The 20,944-nt window shown below is 61.8% G+C and carries 14 protein-coding genes; 9 read left to right on the top strand and 5 right to left on the bottom strand.

The features are described from left to right. Positions 1-110 precede the first annotated feature (110 nt). Positions 111-3,461 (top strand): DEAD/DEAH box helicase, encoded by a 3,351-nt coding sequence (locus RAH32_RS16730; RefSeq protein ID WP_306609362.1) that lies wholly within the window; start codon positions 111-113, stop codon positions 3,459-3,461. 104 nt (positions 3,462-3,565) lie between these two features. On the opposite strand, the gene RAH32_RS16725 is transcribed toward RAH32_RS16730, so the two are convergent. Together RAH32_RS16725 and RAH32_RS16720 are read right to left on the bottom strand one after the other, a co-directional pair. Beyond that, positions 3,566-4,195 (bottom strand): nucleotidyl transferase AbiEii/AbiGii toxin family protein, encoded by a 630-nt coding sequence (locus tag RAH32_RS16725; RefSeq protein ID WP_306609360.1) that lies wholly within the window; start codon positions 4,193-4,195, stop codon positions 3,566-3,568. A 47-nt stretch (positions 4,196-4,242) separates the two neighbouring features. Further along, a complete protein-coding gene (locus tag RAH32_RS16720; protein WP_306609358.1) occupies positions 4,243-4,506 on the bottom strand; it encodes a hypothetical protein in 264 nt (87 codons plus the stop codon). 629 nt (positions 4,507-5,135) lie between these two features. Between RAH32_RS16720 and RAH32_RS16715 the strand changes: the two genes are divergently transcribed. The 5 genes from RAH32_RS16715 to RAH32_RS16695 all read left to right on the top strand — a co-directional run bounded on the left by RAH32_RS16715 (position 5,136) and on the right by RAH32_RS16695 (position 14,612). Next, complete coding sequence (locus RAH32_RS16715) at positions 5,136-6,005, top strand: hypothetical protein (RefSeq protein ID WP_306609357.1); 870 nt, start codon at positions 5,136-5,138, stop codon at positions 6,003-6,005. Continuing rightward, on the top strand, positions 6,006-9,623 hold the full coding sequence (locus tag RAH32_RS16710) for a DEAD/DEAH box helicase (RefSeq protein ID WP_306609355.1): 3,618 nt from the start codon (positions 6,006-6,008) through the stop codon (positions 9,621-9,623). It begins immediately after the preceding gene. Positions 9,624-9,792: 169 nt separating this feature from the next. Further along, positions 9,793-11,478, top strand: a complete 1,686-nt coding sequence (locus RAH32_RS16705) for an RNA-directed DNA polymerase (RefSeq protein WP_306609353.1) — start codon at positions 9,793-9,795, stop codon at positions 11,476-11,478. Continuing rightward, positions 11,471-13,057 (top strand): DNA polymerase, encoded by a 1,587-nt coding sequence (locus RAH32_RS16700; RefSeq protein WP_306609351.1) that lies wholly within the window; start codon positions 11,471-11,473, stop codon positions 13,055-13,057. Before RAH32_RS16705 ends, RAH32_RS16700 begins: the two co-directional genes overlap by 8 nt. A gap of 553 nt (positions 13,058-13,610) precedes the next feature. Then, a complete protein-coding gene (locus tag RAH32_RS16695; protein WP_306609349.1) occupies positions 13,611-14,612 on the top strand; it encodes an ArdC family protein in 1,002 nt (333 codons plus the stop codon). A gap of 289 nt (positions 14,613-14,901) precedes the next feature. Here the strand turns inward: RAH32_RS16695 and RAH32_RS16690 are convergent, their stop codons facing one another. After that, complete coding sequence (locus RAH32_RS16690) at positions 14,902-15,345, bottom strand: hypothetical protein (RefSeq protein WP_306609347.1); 444 nt, start codon at positions 15,343-15,345, stop codon at positions 14,902-14,904. Next, positions 15,345-15,800 carry a hypothetical protein gene (locus RAH32_RS16685; RefSeq protein ID WP_306609345.1) on the bottom strand — a complete coding sequence of 152 codons (456 nt, stop codon included), beginning with the start codon at positions 15,798-15,800 and terminating at the stop codon, positions 15,345-15,347. Before RAH32_RS16685 ends, RAH32_RS16690 begins: the two co-directional genes overlap by 1 nt. A 639-nt stretch (positions 15,801-16,439) precedes the next feature. Between RAH32_RS16685 and RAH32_RS16680 the strand changes: the two genes are divergently transcribed. Further along, positions 16,440-18,647, top strand: a complete 2,208-nt coding sequence (locus tag RAH32_RS16680; protein ID WP_306609343.1) for a ParB/RepB/Spo0J family partition protein — start codon at positions 16,440-16,442, stop codon at positions 18,645-18,647. A 309-nt stretch (positions 18,648-18,956) separates the two neighbouring features. Then, entirely contained in the window at positions 18,957-19,379 is a 423-nt protein-coding gene (locus tag RAH32_RS16675; protein ID WP_306609341.1) for an antirestriction protein, read from the top strand. 358 nt (positions 19,380-19,737) lie between these two features. Here the strand turns inward: RAH32_RS16675 and RAH32_RS16670 are convergent, their stop codons facing one another. Then, a complete protein-coding gene (locus RAH32_RS16670; RefSeq protein ID WP_306609339.1) occupies positions 19,738-20,052 on the bottom strand; it encodes an H-NS histone family protein in 315 nt (104 codons plus the stop codon). A gap of 452 nt (positions 20,053-20,504) precedes the next feature. On the opposite strand from RAH32_RS16670, the gene RAH32_RS16665 reads away from it, so the two are divergent. Further along, positions 20,505-20,735: a type II toxin-antitoxin system VapB family antitoxin gene (locus RAH32_RS16665; RefSeq protein ID WP_306609337.1), complete on the top strand. Its 231-nt coding sequence runs from the start codon at positions 20,505-20,507 to the stop codon at positions 20,733-20,735. The last annotated feature ends 209 nt before the right edge of the window (positions 20,736-20,944 follow it).

The raw sequence follows: 20,944 nt of genomic DNA, 5'->3' as shown, positions 1-20,944 counted from the left end.
CATAACCTTGATCCACAGAGCCAGTGCCCTGCAGAGCAAAATCAAGACGCCTGTTCCAAATCATCCGACCACGGACAGGAGACAAGCATACTGGCATGGGACGTTGGTGCATGATGCAGTTGGAAGACCAGTTTGACCGCCTTACGGCAGAACGTGGGAGGGACTATAGCCGACGCGGGTTCGTGCGATCGGTCGATCTACTGCCGAATGGGCATCTGCAGGCGCGGGTCACGAATGATCGGGGCCGGACCTATCAGCAGCATATTGCAGTGCGGGACGATCTTGTCGAAGGCATCTGCTCCTGCCCGATAGGCTACAATTGCAAGCATGTGGCAGCCGCGCTGATCACCTGGAGCGAGCGCGGTTCTCCCGGCGTCGGCACCGGTCTGAGCTTTGCAACACGCAACTGGCTGCAGAGCCTCGCCACCTATGCCCCGCGATCCGAGCTCGCCGTGGAGCGACCGCAGGACTACCCGGACACGGTCAAGGACCGCCTGCTCTACGTGCTCATGCCTACTGGGTCGCAGGTCAAGATTGACATTTACAAGGGCCGCATCAATGCCACAGGGACCGGCCTGAACCAGACCATTCGCCGACATGACATTCTGCGCGAAATGCGGAGTGTCGCCCCCGCCAAATTCATCCGCCCCCTGGATCTCGACCTGCTCTCCGCCTTGGCCCAGACGCGGCTCTGGGAGGCACCCTACAGCTATGGTCTACCCGAACTCCTGCGGCCGCGCGGAGAAGAGGTAACTGCCCTTTTGCGCAGGCTCTGCGACAGCGGCCGGTTCCTGCACGACACTGCGCCGGGGGCCCATCTCAGCTGGTCCGACCACCTTCCTGACGCGCGGCTCGCCTGGCGGATGACGGCAGATGGCAACCAGCAGCTTGGCTTCGAGGATGAGGCCGGGCGGGCGCTCGACCTCCGGACGCTTGAGGGGGCCACGATCTGGCTTGACCGGCAAGGCGGTCTTATGGGCTGTTTGGCGCGGGTGCTCGATGAGGCCGCGCTGCGGCTCGTCACCGCCGCCCCGATGGTGTCGCCGCCCGAGGCCGAGGCCCTCGGCGCGGTTCTGCCCGAGGAGGTCGCGGGGATGTCCCTGCCGCCCTTGCGCAAGACGCGGCGGATCAAGCGGGCGGCGGAGGTGCGCTGCGCCCGGCTGACCCTGGCGGCCGAGCCGGCGAAGGACGGTCCGCGCGGATGGGGCAACAGCCTGCTTCTGCCGACGCTGACCCTGCGCTTTGCCTATGACGGGATCGAGGTCCCGGAGGATGGCGCCGATCCGCGCCTTGTCGCAGCCGGGGAGGTGGTCAGCCTGATCCGGGACCATGATTGGGAAGCCTCCTGCAGGAGCCGGCTGCTGGAGGCGGGCGCCCTTCCCGTCGAGGAACTGGAGGTCCATTGGCCAAGTGAGCGGATGGCGGGCTGCGATTTCGTCTTCGCAGAAGGCGAGATGAGCCTGCATCTCCTTCGGATGACCGACAAGCGAGATGCCTTGCACTTCGCTTTCGGTCTCCTGCCGGCGCTTCGCGACGAAGGCTGGGAGATCACCGAGACGGCGAAATGGCCCTATCGCCTCAGCCCCGAGGCCGCTTCCCTTTCGGTCTCCACCCAGGCGGAAAGAGGGGAGTCCTTTGGGGGCCATGACTGGTTCTCGCTGGGCTTCACCGCCGAGATAGGCGGCCAGACTCTCGACATCGCTCCCTTGCTGGCGGCCTGCCTCGAGCAAATCCGCGAGGATTGGGAGGAGGTGCCGGATGTCGAGACCCTCAGGCAGCAGCTTTCCGTCCGGCCGATCTATCTCGACCGGGGCAAGAACAGCTATGCGGCCCTGGATCTCTCGCCCCTCGCACCGCTTCTCCATCTCTTCCTGAGCCATCATGCCGAATTAGGCGCCCTGCATCCCACCGATGCCGGGGTCGCGCGACTTGTGGAAGAGGCGCTGGAAGGAAGCACGGCGCGGTTCTCGGACCATGCCGGTATCCTGCCCCTTGCTCGGCATCTCGAAGCCCTGACCAAGGGCGAGAACCTGCAAGCACCAGTCGGACTGAAGGCGCAACTGCGACATTACCAGGCTTTTGGCGCGGCATGGATGAACGGGCTGCTGAGCGCCGGCTTCGGAGCGGTGCTGGCCGATGACATGGGGCTAGGCAAGACGGTCCAGACGCTGGCGCTGCTGCAGGCCCGGCGCGAGGCCGGCAGCAAGGGCGCGGCTCTCCTGATCGTGCCAACGAGCCTGCTGCATGCATGGCAGTTCCAGGCCGCGCAATTTGCACCGGAGCTGCGCCTGCTGGTCCTGCATGGCCCGGACCGCAAGGCGCTGCGTGAGCTGCTTATCCAGGCCGATCTCGTTATCACTACCTATCCCCTGCTGGCGCGTGATTGCGACTGGCTAGCCGGGCAGCAATGGCCGCTGGTCATTCTGGACGAGGCCCACACCCTGAAGAACCCGGCATCGCAATTGGCCAAGGCCCTGCGAGAGATCCCGGCCCAAGGGCGCATCGCCCTGACCGGAACGCCGATGGAGAATTCGCTCCAGGATCTCTGGACGCTGTTCGACTGGGTGGTGCCGGGGCTTCTGGGCGACCGGAAGCGCTTCCAGGCCCTGTTCCGCACCCCGATCGAGAAGCATGGCGATGTCAGCGCACAGGCCCGTCTGACCCGCCGCCTGCGCCCCTTTCTTCTGCGCCGCACCAAGGAGGAGGTGGCCGCGGAACTGCCGCCGCGTACCGAGATACTCGATCTGGTGATTCTGCCAAAGGCGCAGCAGGGGCTTTACGAGGCGGTACGTAGCGCCATGGACCAGCGTGTACGCGAAGCAATCGGCAGCCGAGGCCTTGCCGCCGCGCGGATCACGGTGCTCGACGCGCTTCTAAAGCTGCGGCAGGTGTGCTGCGATCCCACCCTGGTCAAGACCGGGGCCGCGCGTTCGGTCACCGACAGTGCCAAGCGCGACCGCTTGCGCGAATTGCTGGCCGAGCTCGTGGCCGAGGGCCGCCGGGTCCTGGTCTTTTCGCAATTCGTCGAGATGCTGCGCTTGATTGAGGCTGATCTGAGCGCAGTCGGAATTGCAAGCCTCAGCCTGACAGGCGAGACACGCGACCGCGCCGCCGTTCTCGACGCCTTCGCCCGCGGGGACGCCCCGGTCTTTTTGCTCAGCCTCAAGGCCGGAGGCGTGGGGCTGACACTGACCGAGGCGGATACGGTGATCCTGTTCGATCCTTGGTGGAACCCGGCGGTCGAGCGTCAAGCCATGGATCGCGCCCATCGGATCGGCCAGACAAAGCCGGTCTTCGTCCATCGCCTCGTCGCCGCGGGAACGGTCGAGGAAAAGATCCTGGACCTCCAGGCGAGAAAGCAGGCCCTGGCCGACGCCCTGTTCGACGAGAACACCGACAGCAGCTTGCCGATCCTGGACGAGGCCACGCTGCAGGATCTCTTCGCACCATTGATTGCCTGACATGACCGATCGAAGACCTCCTTGCGCGAACTGAAATCCCGCGACCCATGTGGTCCCGCTGTTGTGCTCTTTCTGTCTGAGCGGCGTAACGAAGCGCCCCGTCGTTACCTTGTCTCGCCAGCCACCCGCTGCAGCACCCTGCAAGCAACGTCTTGCGCAGTCAGGTGAAGATCCTGGTAGCCCGAGCGTGCCATAAGTCGGCTCATCACCGTTCGAGCCAGGTCGGGATTCATCCCACGAGCCACCTTCAAGGCCACGCCACTTGGCCCAGCCAAAGGCTTTAGTGAGGCAACGAGAGCATCCTCGCCAAGCACAACAGCGGTGGCGGCAATATCGAACATATCACGGGGTTGCAGTGTTGCACCCCTATAGACGATCTTCTTCCCGAGTATTTCCGCCGGTGTCTCGCGATTGACCTCCCTGCCATTGACAATTGCCTGTTCAAAGGGGTGGTCTGTGACCGTAGGACAGCAGATGAAATCGACCTCTCCGACGCCATCAAAGACGATCTTGAGGGCCCTAGTGCCATCTGTCTCGTAGCCGCTCGGAACGAGGCTAAGCTTGAATCCTTGGGTTTCTGGATTCAAAAAGGGCAAATATTGTGCATCACTGACAAACAGATCAATGTCGTGACTATCACGGTGCCCGATCTGCAGCATGAGGGCAGTGCCACCTCCGAATGTCCAGTCGTTCATGGCAATGCCATTTGCATTCGCTTGATCGACGATTGCCATTCCCTGGTCGAAAAGCTCGGGCCATCGGCTCGGGTTGGGGGTATTCATCAGGATGCGAGCGGAAGCCTGTAACCGGCAAGGTCAGAAAACTGCCTGGCCACCAAGGCAACCTTTTCCGGGTCGACGGCCATTGCATCGATGAAGGCATGCTGCAGGTTCAGAGATACTTCCGAGAGAAATGCAAAGGTCGCATGGTCGCAGACGACAGCACTCTCGGGATCGGCAATGCGGACTGCCAACTGGGCAGGCGTTACCGCCACGCTGTAGGGCGCGTTCACAGTAGCCATAACCTTCGACAGGACAGGAAGCATCTGTCTAACCTGTTGCCAGCAGAGACGTTTGATAGATAGTGCGAGAAGCCAAGAAAATCAATGCCACGTTCGGGCTCAACCAAGACGTGGCTCTCCGTCGCGGCGCAGAAGAGGTGTAGCAGGACTCAGCTGAGATCAGCTCAGCCGCTATCACACGGGCAGATCGCGTGGAACCCGGCCCTCACCGGACATTCACGAGCACCGATGGCTACCCTGCAGCATTCACCATACCGGTCTTTCGTGCGTGGCGCAGCATTTTGACCCGTCAATACCGCCGAAGTGGGAAGAAGCGCTAATTCTTCGCAACCATACCAATGACTGCAATGGGGCCGGCTCTCGCCTGCTTGGTCCAGAGCACAAAAATTGAAAAAGCGAATGCCTGAACTCTTCAAGCCGGCTGCCGGCTCTTGCCACCTAGGAAGCGAGGCGCGGTGCCAGATCTGTTACCGGGCTGACGTATTATATACCCACTTAGAGGCTATCGCTCTTGTGTGCGCGCTGAATTCAAAGCTAGCATGCGCGCGGGGGGACTTAGATGTCTAAATTACTACCAATTTGGACCGCTACAACGCGGTAAGAGCTTAATGATCAGGTCTCTTCGCGTTACCTTGCAACCGCTCCAAGCCTGGATGGCTGCCCAGACTCTGCCAGCGCCCCCGCCTCGGTATCGCCTGCGCGTGTGGCGCGAAGTGAATGGCAATTTTGCGCCGCTTCGCGACGAGTTGGTCGCCTATGCGCAGGAAGCTCTCGACGATGCGCGGCGGCGTATTCGAAAGGGGTTCGAAGACGATCTGTCGCCGTTCCGGGGTGCCGCCGACGACCCTGCTGCGCATTATCCCGCGATGCTCAATCGTATCACGCTCCAGGGTTATCTCGGCGAAACACTGGCAGGCTTGGTAGTCGAACATTTTGGCGCTTTCGGCCATTCCGACTGGCATGTCCCTGCGTTTCTGTTCCGATTTCATGATACAGAATTCCAACATCTCGACCTGATCAACGAGCGCGTGCTGATGGGGGAATCGCACGATCCAGATGCGGTGTCCGAGCGGCGACCGGGGCGGACCGGTGACGACGCGATCGCGTTCCGCATCGACGCAAGCGGCAAGATCACGCATGTGCTGACGCTTGAGGCGAAGTGCCTCGCCACAAGCAACACGGCAACGATTCAGGATGCGTATGAGAAGCTCTCTGCGGGGCAGCGCCGGCCAAGCGGGGTACGCGAGCTGATAACTCTGCTTTCCGATTATAACAGCCCGCAGGCGCAGGAGTGGGTCGCCCGGCTGCTTGCATTCTACAGCGAGGGGTTTCGCACCGCCAAACGTAGCGACGGGCTTTCCTATACGGTGGGGCATTGGCCGGTAAAGCCGGCGACCAGGGTGAGCTGGCTTCCGCACGCGGCGCCGCACTCATCCTACACGGCCAATCGCAGGCTCGAAGCTATGGAGTTCCAGCTCGAGGACTTCGACGGCCTCGTCGACATCCTGTATCGGGGAGCCTAGATGCCGAACGAAGCCTCTCTCACGCTTGCCCGTGACATCCGGGGCTCACTGGCAGGGAGCCGGCTTTCGCCCCTACAAGCCAAGCTTTACAGCCAGAGAATCCGGCGCGACATGGGCCGGGACGGTCTGGCAAGCTTCACCGCAGACGAAATGGTGGCGCGGCTCGACGAGGCGATGCTGCTGCTTGAGACCGCTTGGATCGAGCGATCTGCAGGTGGCAGCGAGTGGAAACCGGCGGTGAAGCGCGCCGCCGAAATACTCGAATGGCTGTCGCAATCCTCGCTCAAACCCGAGGGCGTGCCGACGCATCTGTTGTCGGCTGCCGCATATCAGTTGGCCGGCTACCCGGCGATGGCGCTCGGACATCTGCGTCATGTGCCGAGGGAAGACTCCATTTCGAAACTGCTCCGCGCTTTCCTGCGGGCGGATTTCTCCGCAGCGTTGTCGGCGGTCCAGGCCTTTTGGGCCGCGCAAAGGGAACTAGGGCTGGAGCGGACGCTGCGGCCAGAAACCGTGGAGATCGACGGGAGGAGCATCAAGCTTGTCGATCTGGAGATGGCATCGATCCGGCATGTCGTGATGTGCATCGGCACGATTTGCGCTTATATGCACACAGGCGACGACGCGCTCGTCGAACGCGCACTCTCCAAGCTGGAAGCGTTGGCGGCAGGCTTCCTCCATAGCCGCGATCCCTATTCCTATCTACTGGCGCGGCTGACAGCTGCCAATGCGCGTGTGTTCGTTGAGACCAGCCTGTGGCCGCAGATCGAACGGCTGGCGAACGATGCCAACCCCCGCGCAAGCGCCGCGCTGGTCCAGTTTGCCCGTGCCGCCTTTATCAACCGGCGCGCGCTAGTGTGGCCCGCCCAAGCCGAGGGCGTGCGCCGGTTGGCCGAGGGCGATTCCTTCGTGCTGTGCACGCCAACGGGTTCGGGCAAGACCACGATTGCGACTCTCGGCGCAGTGCAGGGGCTCTTCGAAGAACGCGCGCATGCACTCTCTGCAGAGAACCTCGTCTTGTACCTCGTACCCTCGCGCGCGCTCGCGGCCGAGGTCGAGACTCGGCTTGCCGAAGATCTGCGCGGCGTCGCAGCCGAGCCGGTGGTGGTCACCGGGCTTTACGGTGGGACCGACTGGGGACCCACCGATGCATGGCTCAAGGTCGACCAGCCGACGGTGGTGATCTGCACATTCGAGAAGGCGGATGCGTTACTTCGCTATCTCGGGCTCCTGTTCCTCGACCGGGTCAGGTTGGTCGTGATCGACGAGGCCCATATGGTGGAGCAGGATCCGAAGAGGGTTCAAAGTCTTTCGGACGGCACATCGCGTTCGCTGCGTCTGGAGCAGCTGAGCGCACGGCTGCTGCGCGCCAAGGAAGAAAAGGGCTTTCGGGTTATCGCGCTGTCGGCCGTGGCGGCCAAGGCCGCGCCTGCGATCGCGTCTTGGCTCGCGGGCGATGCGGAGGCAGGACCTGTCACCTCGACTCACCGCAGCACGCGGCAAATGCTCGGACGGCTCGAGGTGACGCCGTCGGGGCGCTTCGACATCCGCTACGATCTGATGGATGGCCGCACGCTCGAGTTTGAAGACGAGCGGACAGATGATCGGCCCTATGTGCCGCAACCCTTCCGGCACTTGCCTGGCGGGATCGATGCGGAGGAAGGACCTGAAGTTCGCATGCGGGCACCGACCCTTTGGGCTGCCCTTCACCTTGCGAGGGAACGTCCCGATGGGACCAAACCCAGCGTTCTAATCTCGCTTACTCAGTCGGTCAGCACTTTTGCCGAAACCTGCGCGGATCTCATGGAGAAGTGGGAAGACGAGGACCTTCCCGACTATTGGTCGGTTGATGAAGAGGATCCACACTGGAAGCGCTGCCTCGCCGCCGCAGAAGACTATTTCACTAGAGAATCCTCAGAGTTTCGCTTGCTGACGAAAGGCGTCGCGGTCCACCATGGGCAGATGCCACCTCTGCTTGCGCGGCGCCTCAAGGTCGCGATCGATCGGGGTCAGGTGCGGGTCGTAATCGCGACGTCGACGCTGTCGGAAGGCGTGAATATCCCAGTCAACACGCTGCTGATTCCGAGTGTGTGCCGCGCCAACGATGTAATGCCCGTCAATGAATTCGCGAACCTGATTGGTCGCACAGGCCGCCCGGGCGTGGCGACCGAGGGAAGCGCGCTCGTAGTCCTGCCGGAACGTGAATATGAGCTACGCCGGGGGCGCCAGCAGCCTGTGTGGAACCGGCAGTGGCACGGTTACGACCAGCTTGTTCGCGAGCTGCAGGAAGCAACGGAGATGGCGGCCTCGGGCGCTATGACAGCCGAGGACGGCGAAGCGCACAGTCCGCTGGCGCTCCTTTTGGAAGCGTTGCGTGAGGTTTGGGCAGACATTTCGGACAGCGACGACGAAGACGAGTTCCTCGTATGGCTCGATGCGACAGCGATCGCCGAAGCCGAAGAGGACAACGAGGATGCAGGCGCGCTGCTCGACACTTTCGACGGTATCCTGATCGCCGTATTACAGGAAGCAGAGCTGCTGCTAAGGCGCCGCTTGGCGACCGGAGAGATCGAGGGCGAACTGCAGAAAATCTGGCAGCGGACCTATGCGTATGTCGCGGCCAATGAAGAAGCGCGCCTTGCGCAGTACTGGCTCGCGCGGGGCCAAGCCATCGTCGCGCTGTATCCTGATCCCACCCGGCGGCGGCAACTCTATAAGACTAGCCTGGCACCGCGATCGGGCGAGATCCTGCTCGACCGCATCGAGGAGTTTCGCGGCGCCTTAATCGGCGGTCAGGACTATGCGTCACGACCGGCAGAGTCCCGTTTCAACTTCGTGCGCTCCATTATCGAAAAGTTGTCTGAGATCCCGGCGTTCCGAATCGGGCAGACACTGGGCCGGAAGAAGGCGTTCGACGACTGGGAGAAGCTACTTCGCTGGTGGCTCTTCAAGCCCAGCCTGTCGCGCCAACCGTCGGCGAAAGACTTGGGCAGCTGGTTCAAATTTGTTTCAGAGAACTTCATCTACAAGGGAAGCTGGGGTCTTGGCAGCATCATCGGCGTCCTGCTCGATCGCGATTCAACGGGGCAGCCTCTCGATGCGATGACTATCGACGACTGGCCGAGCAGCGGATTACCGTGGATCGCGTTCTGGTTGAAGGAGCTTATTAGCTGGGGCACGCTCGACCCTGTTGCGGCATACCTGCTGGCGCGAGGCGATGCCGTCGATCGGCCGAATGCGGAACGCGATGCGCTGGACTATTATGCCTCGCGCGGTGACGGCGTCGATCCCAACGAGATTTTGGATCCGCGATCGATCCGAGCCTGGATGGACGAACGCCGGCCAATTCGGCCGCCGCACACACCGCCCGGCGAACTGGCGATTGATGTGCGGCTCGCGCGACCCACGTCCGACTATCTGAACTTTAATATGAGCGTCTTGCCGCTGATGGCCAGCGACGGGATCGATTGGATCGATCCTGCCGGGTATGTCGTCGCAAACAGCGAATTGCCAGACGATTGGAGCGACCAAGGGGTTCGCTACCGCTTCGAGTTGTCGGTTGTCAGCAGTTCCGTGCTGGGTGAGCCGTACCTGCGCCACCGGGAGCTCTCAGCATGAATGGTGGCTCATCGCATCGTCAGGCGTCGCCTTCGATCGTGGCGATCGCGTGCTGGTTCAATTTGTTAGGTTACAGAAGCGCAATCGAAAAGGCCTGGTTCGAACCCATCCCTCCCAGGGCCACCCGACCACTAAAAGCCAGAAAGCGCAACAGGGTGAATATCTTAGCATGACTGACGAAAAGAGCGAATATGCGCTTGATCCGGCTTTCTGGCGCAACGGGCAAGCGCTCGGGTTCCCGGTCGATTTCGATCTAGTGCTGAAGCACCTCCGTCAGGACATGCGTGACGATTGGTACTTTGACTGCCTTCAGTATGACGACCTTTTCAACAATCCAGCCGACGCAAAGCGGATTATCATCTCGCTTTTGCAAGAATGGAACGGTGAGTACCGGGGTACGCGTAGCGTTGTTCGCAATATTCCAAAGAAAGGATACGGTGAGCGCTATGGTTTGGAAACCGATTTCTTCGATCGCTTCGTCTATCAGGCCATCTGCAGTTTTTTAATTCCGTTTTACGATCCACTCCTTGGTCATCGAGTACTAAGCTATCGGTTCGAGCCAGCTCCTCTCAATGCGAAGTATCTGTTCAAAAACAAAATCGACCGCTGGTTCACCTTCGAAGGCGTCACGCTTACCTTCCGTAAGTCGGGACGCTATCTATTGGTCACCGACCTAAGCAATTTCTTCGAGAATATTTCGCGCGCGCAGATCATCAAGGCTCTCGAGCAGGCAGTTCCGGATCTTGTGGCAGCCGGACCGGAGAAGCTGCAGATCCGTAACGCAATTGCCACTCTCGACCGGCTCCTAACGCAATGGACGTTCAGCCGCGACCACGGGCTGCCACAGAACCGTGATGCATCGGCCTTCCTCTCCAATATCCTGCTGTCGTTGGTGGACAAAGAAATGGTGAGGAAGGGCTACGATTACTATCGCTACGTCGATGACATCCGCATCATTGCCGACTCCGAACTGCACGCGCGGCGAGCCCTTCAGGACGTCATCCGGCAGTTGCGGACGGTCGGCCTCAATATCAACGCTAACAAGACAGAGATACTCGGGCCCGACGTTTCGAACGAAAAAGTAGCAGAGCACTTCCCATCACAGGACAGTTCCACCATCGCGATCAACCAGATGTGGCAATCCCGCAGTCGTCGAATCGTGACTAGGTCAGTAACGTATATCTTTGAGATTCTAAGCCGGTGCATTGCCGAGGGGGACTCGCAGTCGCGCACCTTCCGCTTTGCGGTAAACCGGGTGGCGAAGATCGTGGAGTCCGGACTTTTTGACGTGGGTGATGCGTTGTCGCTAAATCTCCTCGACGCACTGTCGCGCTCGCTGTCCGAGCATGCCGTTACGACTGATCAGTACTGCCGCTTGATCGCCACGCTTGACCGTGAGGGGCGCTGTCTGCCGGCCCTAGAGGCATTCCTGCTCGCAGAGGAAGGAGCGATCCACGACTGGCAGAATTATAACATCTGGATGCTGCTCGCCATGCGGCGGCACGGGTCCGACGATCTCGTTGCGCTCGCGGATCGCAAGCTGCGGGAGGACATGAAGTCTGGCGAGGCAGCAGCCATCCTGATCTGGCTCCGTTGCACAGGTGAGAAGGCACTGATCGAGAGGTGTTTGCAGGAGTTCGGGACGTTGCCCTACCAGAACGCCCGCTACCTCCTCATTGCCTCGTCAATCTTAGAAGAAGAGGCACGCCGTTCGCTATATGGCCGAGTGCCCGTCTGCCTGAAGGGAACGGGCCCCAGAGCGGAGCGCCACTCCAATGAAGGTGGTCTCCCGTTCGCCGTAAGGGAAAGCACGGATCTCCTGAACCTCGTTGACGAGGTTAGCAGCTATGATTGATCAGATTCCTCTCCTGCTGCTCTTCGTAAAGGACTTCACCGGGAGGGGAGCGGACGCTTTCTATTGGTTCCAGGACGGCCGACTTCAGGAGACCGATGCTGCGAGTGTCGTCTCATTTCAAGGCCCTATATTGTGCCATGACTTCTGGATGATCCGCGATGCACTGTTTGATAGTACGGGTACGCTGCCTGGTATAATCATCGACGTTGACGAACTTCGCATCGCGGTCAGCGGAATCCCAGAAGAACGGCTCTCCCGCGAGAAGCGCGACGTCACAGCACATCTGGGGCAGTACGGGGCCGCACAGGAGGTCTGTGACGCTTACCAGAAGATATTTAATAAGGGTGCTCCGTTCGACGAGGCGGTCGCAGCCAAGGCCGCAACGGCGATAGCGGCAATGTATCTTGACCTCCGCGAGCGTGCATCCGCCGACGGTGAGCTTGAGCGCTTTTTCTCAGTTGAGGTGCCCGTCTACCGGTTGCTCCAGCATTCGATGTCGGCTGGCATTTCACTTGATACCGCCGGACTTTCGAAAAAGCGTGCACAGGCAGAGCACGACTATTTCTTGGCACTTAAAGACTATTCTGCAAAACACGACATGCCGCTCGAAACGCCAAGCAGGCGTAACATCGAGGCCAAATTGATCAAGGAAGGCTTCGAATTGGATGAGGTTTCCGTCGAATACCTCCTCGAATTTGTGCCACATGATCGCGATTTCGGTGGCGATACCATGGCGCTTCTCGCGTTGGACACCACGCGCAAAGTGCTCGGCTCACTCACGCTGTCAACAGACGGCACGCGACCCATGGTGGACGTATTCGGTTCGCGCACGTCCCGTGTACAGCTTCGTAGTCCCAGCCTCCAGAACATCCCAAAACGATATCGGTCGATTGTAGCCGCTCACGGTGATGCGAAACTTTGTTACGTTGACTTCGATCAGTTCGAAGTAGGAATCATGGCAGCACTCTCAGGCGATGAGGAGCTCAAGCGGCTCTATGCGGCTGGCGACATGTATGAACTCTTCGCAACTACGTACTTGGGTCTTCGCGGCGCTCGCAAAGCTGCCAAGCAGTTGTTTCTGTCTTATGCTTACGGCATGAGCCGCAAGGCGCTTGTGGACGCCGCCGTATCTCTTGGAGTTGACAGGCAAAAGGCAAAGGAGGCGTTCCGGCGCTTCCAGCGATACGAAGAATGGAAGAAGGAAGTCTGGACCGAATTTCAGAGTGGCGGCCGGGTGACCACTATCCTGGGCAACCACTACCGGCGAGCCAACAAGGGACAACTCACAGGTAAAGAGCAGCGTTCAGCCGTCAGCCAAGTGGTCCAGGGCACTGCATCGTTGATATTCAAGCGGACCCTGCTAATGGTAGCATCCATCCGAGACACCAGAATCGTTTTGCCAATGCACGACGCTCTGCTGTTCGAGCATAAGCTCGCCGAAACGCCGGGCAAAGTCGTCGAGGCTTTTGAAAATGTTATGACCGATGTCCTCGGCGGACGGGTCGCCGGAAAAGCATCAATTGGCGACTTCGCTGAATATGAGCCAAACTCGGACGCTCCCAAGGTGAACGAAGTATGACGGGTTTAGATCGCTAGCCGCTTCAAGCCTGTCCTATCCTGAGTGCGCTCAACACCCTTCAGCAGTTCGTCCAGAATTTCCTTGGAGATCGTCATGCATGCTTCCTATCGATGAAGCATGGACCCGATGGGTCGTACACAAAAGGGCGGACACTCTCACGTCCGGGTTGGAATTACGCCGCGCTTGCCGCGCCGCATTTCCGTCAGTCCGCATTTTCGCCACCTGGATTGTTAGGCACCATTTGCAGTTGCGCGCCGTCTGAGCGTCGGCTTTTGAGCTTGTGCCGCGGCTGCCATGCCGCGGCGCAGGGGACCGCTTACCGCCCTTTACGTCGTTAGGGTGTGGTTGAAGGGACTTCTGTTCTCCAATCATGAATGAACCACTGCGCGTGGTGGGCTGCAGATCAGGCTTTGACCGTGACGTTTGCTACGGCGCTCGTGGACGACCGCAAGGGATCCCTCGGGTTTCGAGAGGCAAAGCTTGGCTGGTCACTGCGTGACGGGATGAAGACCGGAGGAAAGGCCTCCGGCGCCCCGTCGCGGAGGATATTGCGATGCCCAGACACAACAACGGTGCCGACCGGCTGACGCATTCTGCACGCGTTGGCGATGCTGCCGGTTCGCGGGCCGACACTTACGCGCGCGTCACGGCCGCCATCATTGCGGCAATCGAACACGGGGCAGGGGAGTGGCATGCACCGTGGTTTCACAACGGAAGCTGTGCCGCCCGGCCGACCAACGTGGCATCCGGCAGGCGTTACCGGGGCATCAACACCGTTGCGCTATGGGCCGCAGCCATGGTCTCCGGGTACAACAATGGCCTTTGGGGTACCTATCGGCAGTGGCAAGAGGCCGGGGCGCAGGTGCGCAAGGGCGAGCGCTCGACCACCATCGTCTTGTGGAAGCAGGTGTCCTCGTTCGACGAGGCCGGGGATACCGGCAAGGACGACATCGGCCGCGTGCGGATGTTTGCCCGCGCCTTTTCCGTGTTCAATGTCGACCAGGTGGACGGGTACGAGCGCCCTCCGACACACCTGCTGTCGGAGAACGAGCGTTTGGCGCAGGCAGAGGCCTTTGTCGCCAACCTGGGGATCACAACCGTGTTCGGAGGGCCGGACGCCTTTTATCGTCCCTCGTCGGATACGGTAGTCATGCCGGACTTCGGGTCGTTTCGGGACGCCCCGTCGTTCTATGGCGTCTGGCTGCATGAGCACGGTCACGCCTCCGGGGCAAAGCACAGGCTTGACCGCGATCTGTCGGGCCGGTTTGGCTCGGCGGCTTATGCGGCGGAAGAATGCTGCGTGGAGATCCTCAGTGGCCTCGTGCTTGCCGATCTCGGCATTGCCCACCATCCGCGTCCCGACCATGCCGCCTACCTTGCGTCGTGGTTGCGCGTCTTGGAGAACGACCCCCGCGCCCTGTTCACCGCCGCGGCCAAGGCCCAGCAGGCCGCCGACTGGATGCACGCGCAGCAGCCTGCCCCTCTGTCTTCCCGCGCACCCGATGAAACAGATGCGGGCCACCCTGGTTCTCCTGTTTTCACCGGCACGGTGTAGCAAGGTGTGCGCCTGGACGTGCCGGAGGATCACCCCCGTCCGACCACGCCGATATCGGTCCAACTCAGCCTGCGAGACGGGGGTCATCCAGCAGCCGGTGTCACGACCGCCCCCCGGTTCGACATGTCTTGCCTGAGCACGGTTTACAGCCGCCCGGCCTCGCGCCGGCTTCCCTCAGGAGACCTGCAGCCGTCCATCTGCATGGCCGGGAACGCGCCGGGTGAGGGCGTGGAGCTGTCTTCTCCCGGTCGCCGCGTGGGCCTGCTTCGAAGGTACGGCCGAAAACATCTCAGCGCAGCTGACGCGGCTCGTTGATCTCGTCCGCGTCCTGGGTGGCTTCGTGCACTTCCTCGCGAATGATTTTCCTGGTGATGTCATCGAGGTGGGACGTCAAGGCGCGGCTGAGCTCCTCGAATTCCGGCCATAGCGTCACGTGGACGAAACTGGCCGGGGCGCGGACCATGACGGTCTGGCGGTGCATGCGCGGATAGCGGAACGGCTTCATGCCGTAGCGCCGGCACAGGGCGATGAAGAGCTGACGTGACCAGGGATCGGTGATCGAGAACTTGAACTCCTCAGCCTGCTCCGTCCTGCTGATGGCCTCGAACTGGCGCCGAATGCGCTCCGCCGCGGCACCTGCCGCAGTTTTCTCCCCGGCGGTCGCAGCACCGGCATAAAGCGCCTCGATCTTGCGCAGCTTTTCGCGAAGACGTTCCTCGGAGGACAGGGCCATCAGTGGATCGTCGGCTTGGCGGTGGGCGTGGCCTCAAGCCTCTGGCGGCGGGCGCGAGTGCAGGACAGCACGGCCTCGTGGATCTCGGTTTCCATGATCCGGGTCAGCTCGCGCAGATGCTTGAAGGTCGTCTCGAGTTGGGTGCGGTCATCGGCCTTGGGGTTACGTGCCACAAGGTCGCAAATACCGGCCATCATGGCCCGCAACTCTTCGAGGTGACCGACAGCCTCATGCGCACGCTCGGGCAGATCGATGGCCTCCTGCCCGTTGAAGAGCCCTTCGAGAAAGCCGTCCAACTCCTCGAGGCGAATACGGGCGTAAAGGCCGAGATTGGCAGCGGTTGCGTCCAGGGGTGTGCGGGTGAGCCGGAAGGGCTGGCTGCGCTTCTGGTGCCGGGCCAACTCGTTCCACAAGCCCTGCACCAAGGCCTCGAGCAGGGTGTTGAACTCATCCATGCTGTCGAAGGGGGGAGTTCGCCACCCCACAGGTCCTTGATGATCTGCAAGGGCGAGACCGACATTCCGGGGGTGGCGATATTGCCCAGAAACCGTGTGCGCACAGCGTGAAACGGCACAGGGCATGCGTGCTTCACAAGCAAACCCTTTACGACTTTCTCCACTGGAACCTTGGCGGTCTTCTTCATGGCCGTCCCGAACATACACAGACAGGGGTGACCACCTTGAGGCAGCCGATCGAGGGTAGGTAGCCTCGCGATTTTCCATGGTTGCAAGGTCAGAGGCAAGCTCCACCTCAGCAGCACCCTTATCGTGACCGGCATTGGGAAGACCTGCATCGGTCCCTCTGGACTTGTTTTCGCAGAGCGTTGCTGGCGCCCATGACAAAGCCGCCCCGATCAGACCCCATCGTCGCCTCGCCTCGCCTGGTTGCTGGGGCAGGTGATGGATGAACAGGGGCTCGCGCCATCAGCATTGACCCCTGACGGTGAGCACGAGGCGGCACGCGCGGCACCTTCTGAAGGCACGATGCGTTCCTGGCGCGGCCGCCCGGTAGAGGCAAAGGAGGGCTGGGGGGATCGTGACGGGTTGGAAGCCAGGGAGAGAGGCTCCCCGGCGCCCGTCGCGGAGAACACGCCCATGGCCAAAGCCATATCCCCCATCACCCTCGCCTCGGCCCGCGACATTCCCTTTGACAAGCTGGTCCTCAGCCAGTCCAATGTCCGGCGCATCAAGGCTGGCGTCTCGGTCGAGGAGCTTGCCGCATCCGTTGCCCGGCGCGGCTTGATCCAGTCCCTCCATGTCCGTCCCGTTCTGGATGAGGACGGCGCGGAGACCGGCCTCTTCGAGGTGCCTGCCGGCGGCCGGCGCTTCCGTGCGCTTGAACTGCTGGTCAAGCAGAAGCGTCTGGCGAAGACCGCGCCCGTGCCCTGCATCGTCTCGGGGAGCGGGTCCGAGACGGATGTGCTCGTGGCCGAACTGTCCTTGGCCGAGAACATCGAGCGGGCGCCGCTCCATCCGCTCGATCAGTTCCGCGCCTTCCAGACCCTGCGCGAGGAGGGCATGACCGAAGAGGCCATCGCCGCGGCCTTTCTCGTCGACGCCAAGGTCGTCCGGCAGCGCCTGCGGCTGGCCGCGGTCTCGCCGGCGCTGCTCGAGGTCTACGGCGAGGACGCCATGACGCTCGAACAGCTGATGGCCTTTACCGTGACCGACGACCATGCGCGCCAGGAGCAGGTCTGGCAGGTGGTCAGGGACAGCTGGTCGAAGGAGCCCTACACTATCCGCCGCATGCTGACAGAGACCACGGTGCGGGCCTCCGACCGGCGCGCGCTCTTCGTGGGTGTTTCGGCCTACGAGGCGGCGGGCGGCATCGTGCTGCGCGATCTCTTCGAGACCGACGATGGTGGCTGGCTGCAGGACGTGGCCCTGCTCGACCGGCTGGTCGCGGAGAAGCTGAAGTGTGAGGCTGAGGCGATCGCCGCGGAAGGCTGGGCCTGGGTCGAGGTGGCCGTGAGCTTACCCTATGGCCACGACCGCGGGCTTCGGCAGATCGCCGGCACCACCATCGACCTGACCGACGAGGAGCGTGCCACCCGCGAGGCTTTGCGTGACGAATACGACCTGCTCGAGGCCGAGCATGCCGAGGCCGAAGAGCTGCCTAAGGATGTCGACCGGCGGCTAGGCGAGATCGAAGCGGCGCTCGAGGCTTATGAGCACAGGCCAGTGGTCTTTTCGCCCGAGCAGATGGCGCGCGCCGGGGTGTTTGTCAGCATAGGCACCGACGGCAGGTTGATGGTCGATCGTGGCCATGTACGTCCCGACGATGAGGACGGGCAAAGGACTGAAGACGGCGAGGCCGGGGGATTGCCCGATGCAACGGGCGGCATCACGCCCCACGTCGCCGGACAGCCCGCCGTCGTCACGATGACGGGTGAGCCAGGCACCGGCGAGGAAAGTGCCGAGGAGACCGACACCCTCAAGCCCTTGCCCGAGAGCCTGGTGGTTGAGCTGACCGCATATCGCACCTTGGCGTTGCGCGACGCCCTGGCCGCGCACCCGCATGTCGCGCTGACAGCCCTTCTGCACCGGCTGGTGCTGGACTGTTTTGTCAGCCGCGGCTGCGGCGCGGCCCTGGAGGCCTTTGTCCGGACCGTCTACTTTCCCGTGCAGGCCCCGGGTCTGGCTGACAGCCTGCCCGCGCAACAGATCGCTGCGCGCCATGCGGCATGGCAGGCAGACCTGCCCGATGCCGAGGATGACGACCGGCTTTGGACTTGGCTCGAGAACCTCGACGATGCAAGCCGACTGGCTCTGCTGGCCCACTGCGTCAGCTTCGGGGTCAATGCGCTTGTCGAGCGGCCGAACCCCTACAGTGGCACGGGTGTCAGTCAGCAGGGTCTTGAGCGGCGCCTCCGCGAGGCCGACCGGCTGGCCCGAGCGACGGGGCTCGATCTCGTGGAGGCGGGCTGGCGGCCCACGGTCGAGAGCTACCTTGGCCGTGTCACCAAGCCGCGCATCCTTGCGGCAGTGCGCGAAGGCGTAGGGGAGGCAGCGGCGCAGCGCATCGATCACCTGAAGAAACCCGACATGGCGCGGGAAGCCGAGCGGCTCCTGGCGGAGACCGGCTGGCTGCCCGAGCCGCTGCGGCTGCGGATTGCCGAAAGCGGGGCAACCAGCGACGAGAATGCCGGATCTGCTTCCCTGCCGACCGACCCGACCGGTGAGGCCAATAACGCGGAACCAGACGACACGGACGATCCCGCACGGGAGCCTCCGTCCGGAGCAGGGGAAGACGGCCCTGCCCGGGTCGAGGAGGACCATTCGCAGGGCATGGCCGCCGAATGAGGATGGGGGCCGGGGCGGCAACGGCCGCCCCGCATCCCGTCGTCCCTATGCCGCGACAGCTTGGTCGTGTCGCGCATTCGGCGCTCAAAAGCTGGTCCATGCTCGTCAGCGCCGGACGCAACCTGACGGCCCAATCCATCGTCCCCCGAGCAGCAAAGCCGAAGGCGGTCATCAAGCCGTAACGTCCTCTGTGCGGTCTGGCCTGGGGTCACGAGAGACAGAGGGTCGCCGGGGAAAGGCTGCGCCTGCCGGGGCTAGAGAGCGACATGGCGGGCGCATCCCCGTATCTCATAACCGGAGATCTCCGCCATGACCCTCACCGCACCCTCATTCTCCTCTGCCATGCCCGTTCCCGAGGAGCGCCGCATGGGCTTTCTGCCCCGGCTGTTCGGCGCCCGCCTTCTTCTCGTCGGCGAGCACACCGTCTTCGGCTTCATGGAAAGGCTGAGCCCGACAGACTACACCGGCGGCATGTGGGACTTCCTTGAGCGGGCAGGCGAGCCCCTTTATCTCGCCCCGACCTGCAAGCCCCGCTTCCACCTCGTCTGGGACGGCAACGGCTACGAGGGCGATGTGTCGGCCGATGCTGCCGGCATCATCGCCACGCTCTTTGCCTTCTCGCATCTGTCGTTCCGCCATGACGCTCCGGAACTCTCGGACGGCTTTGCCCGCCTTTACGCCCATGCCGCGGATCATCCCGAGGCCCGCGAGATTTTCCAGGCCATCGACTGATCCCTGCAAGCGCCCTGCCTTTCGGCGGGGCGCTTGTTTCGTGGTGGCTGCGCTGTGGCTGCAGAGAAGAGGGCCAGGAGGAGATCACCGGCTCACAGTGCCGATTGGACTGTTAGCAGGGTTTCCCGGTCGCGAATGGCTGATGGTCCACGTCCGCGCAGCAATAACCGCAATTGCGTCGGTCCCTTTTAAGGATTTTTTGCGCGGTCTGCCGTATTTCGACAAATCCCTGACCGGTATTCCGGGATGATCAGGGAAGACCCGCCTGAGATTGAAGCAACCGGAGGTCTCATGATGTTTGCACGGCGCTGAAAACAAAATGCCGCCCTCTCAGAATAGGGAGGAGAGCGTTGTTCTATCAGATTGCGAGGTCTGCGAGCGACTTTCCGGCTTCCAAGGCCTCTGCGATCCAGCCGGGCTTTCGCCCGCGGCCGGTCCAGGTCAGATCGGGGTTCTCCGGGTGACGGTATTTTGGTTCGGCCTTTCCCGCGCGGGCGGGCTTTGCACTCACCATGTCTTCCAGCGAGGCAAATCCCGCCGCCTTGGCGATCTCGGTCGCCTTGGTGATGGCTTCCTTGCGGCTGCGGCTTTCATAGCTCGTGATCGCGGCCGCGGATTTGCGGTTGATCTCCTTGAGCTGCTCCAATGTCAGCGTATTGTAGTCGATATCCATGGCCGGCCCTTTCTTTGCGGATTATGCCGCTTCGATACGCCACAACGACTATTCTGAAAAGCCAGCTTTTCGGATTGTGGGCAAGCCTGCAAAAGATGGCTGGCACGGATTTTGCTCCATTTGGACGGCGTATCGCAGACCCTGCCATTAAAGAGTATGCATCGGCTATATAGCCCCATTCACTATAAGATTGCCTGTCAAGACATTCGGCGTTTGGCAATCGCATGAAGCGGGGCCGCAAAACTGAACAAAATGGAGCCGCACTCTATTGAGCAGGACCAAGGCAATTTCCGGTCGGCTATTTCCCCGCTGCCGCGAAAGGCAAAGGCCAAACTTGGGTCGGATCAAAGCTTGCCGGTCGAGACCTGCGGCTGTGATCCGGGCGCTGACTTGCTGAAGAGACTTTCCTGTGCATACCGAGTCAACTATGCCTCCCATACATGGCGGAACAGATGACGGACAAGAGCGCGATCCGCGATGAACGCGTGGATGACTTGGCGCAAACCCTGGCGGACATGCTTGGCGTTGACAAGACGGAAGCCATGCGCCTCGCTCTCCAAAACGAGATCGAGCGTCTGCGGTCCACACCCACCATTGATGACCAGATTGCGACGCTGCGGGAGACGGTGAAGAACTACGGCCGCAAGTCGACGCGCATGGTGCACCCGTCAAAAAAGCGCTGAGGGTCATGCCAACGCTTCCGTCTGACCGCCTTGCGCGCTGTGCGCCCGGCGCCATCCGCTGTCACGGTGGACGCCGCCTCGTCACATGACTGCAGGTACTTGTCGCCGACCTGTGCCCTTGAAGCCCAAGACCCTGCTTCCGCCAGCAGACCAGGGGATGGCCATCGGGGAAGGCTGTGAGGGTGTGCCGCCCGGCCGTGGTGCGGTGA

It is taken from the genome of Paracoccus yibinensis, from assembly GCF_030846195.1.
Classification (GTDB): Bacteria; Pseudomonadota; Alphaproteobacteria; order Rhodobacterales; family Rhodobacteraceae; genus Paracoccus; species Paracoccus yibinensis.
The sequence above is the reverse complement of the archived record's forward strand: the minus strand, read 5'-3'. Positions and strand labels throughout refer to the sequence as shown.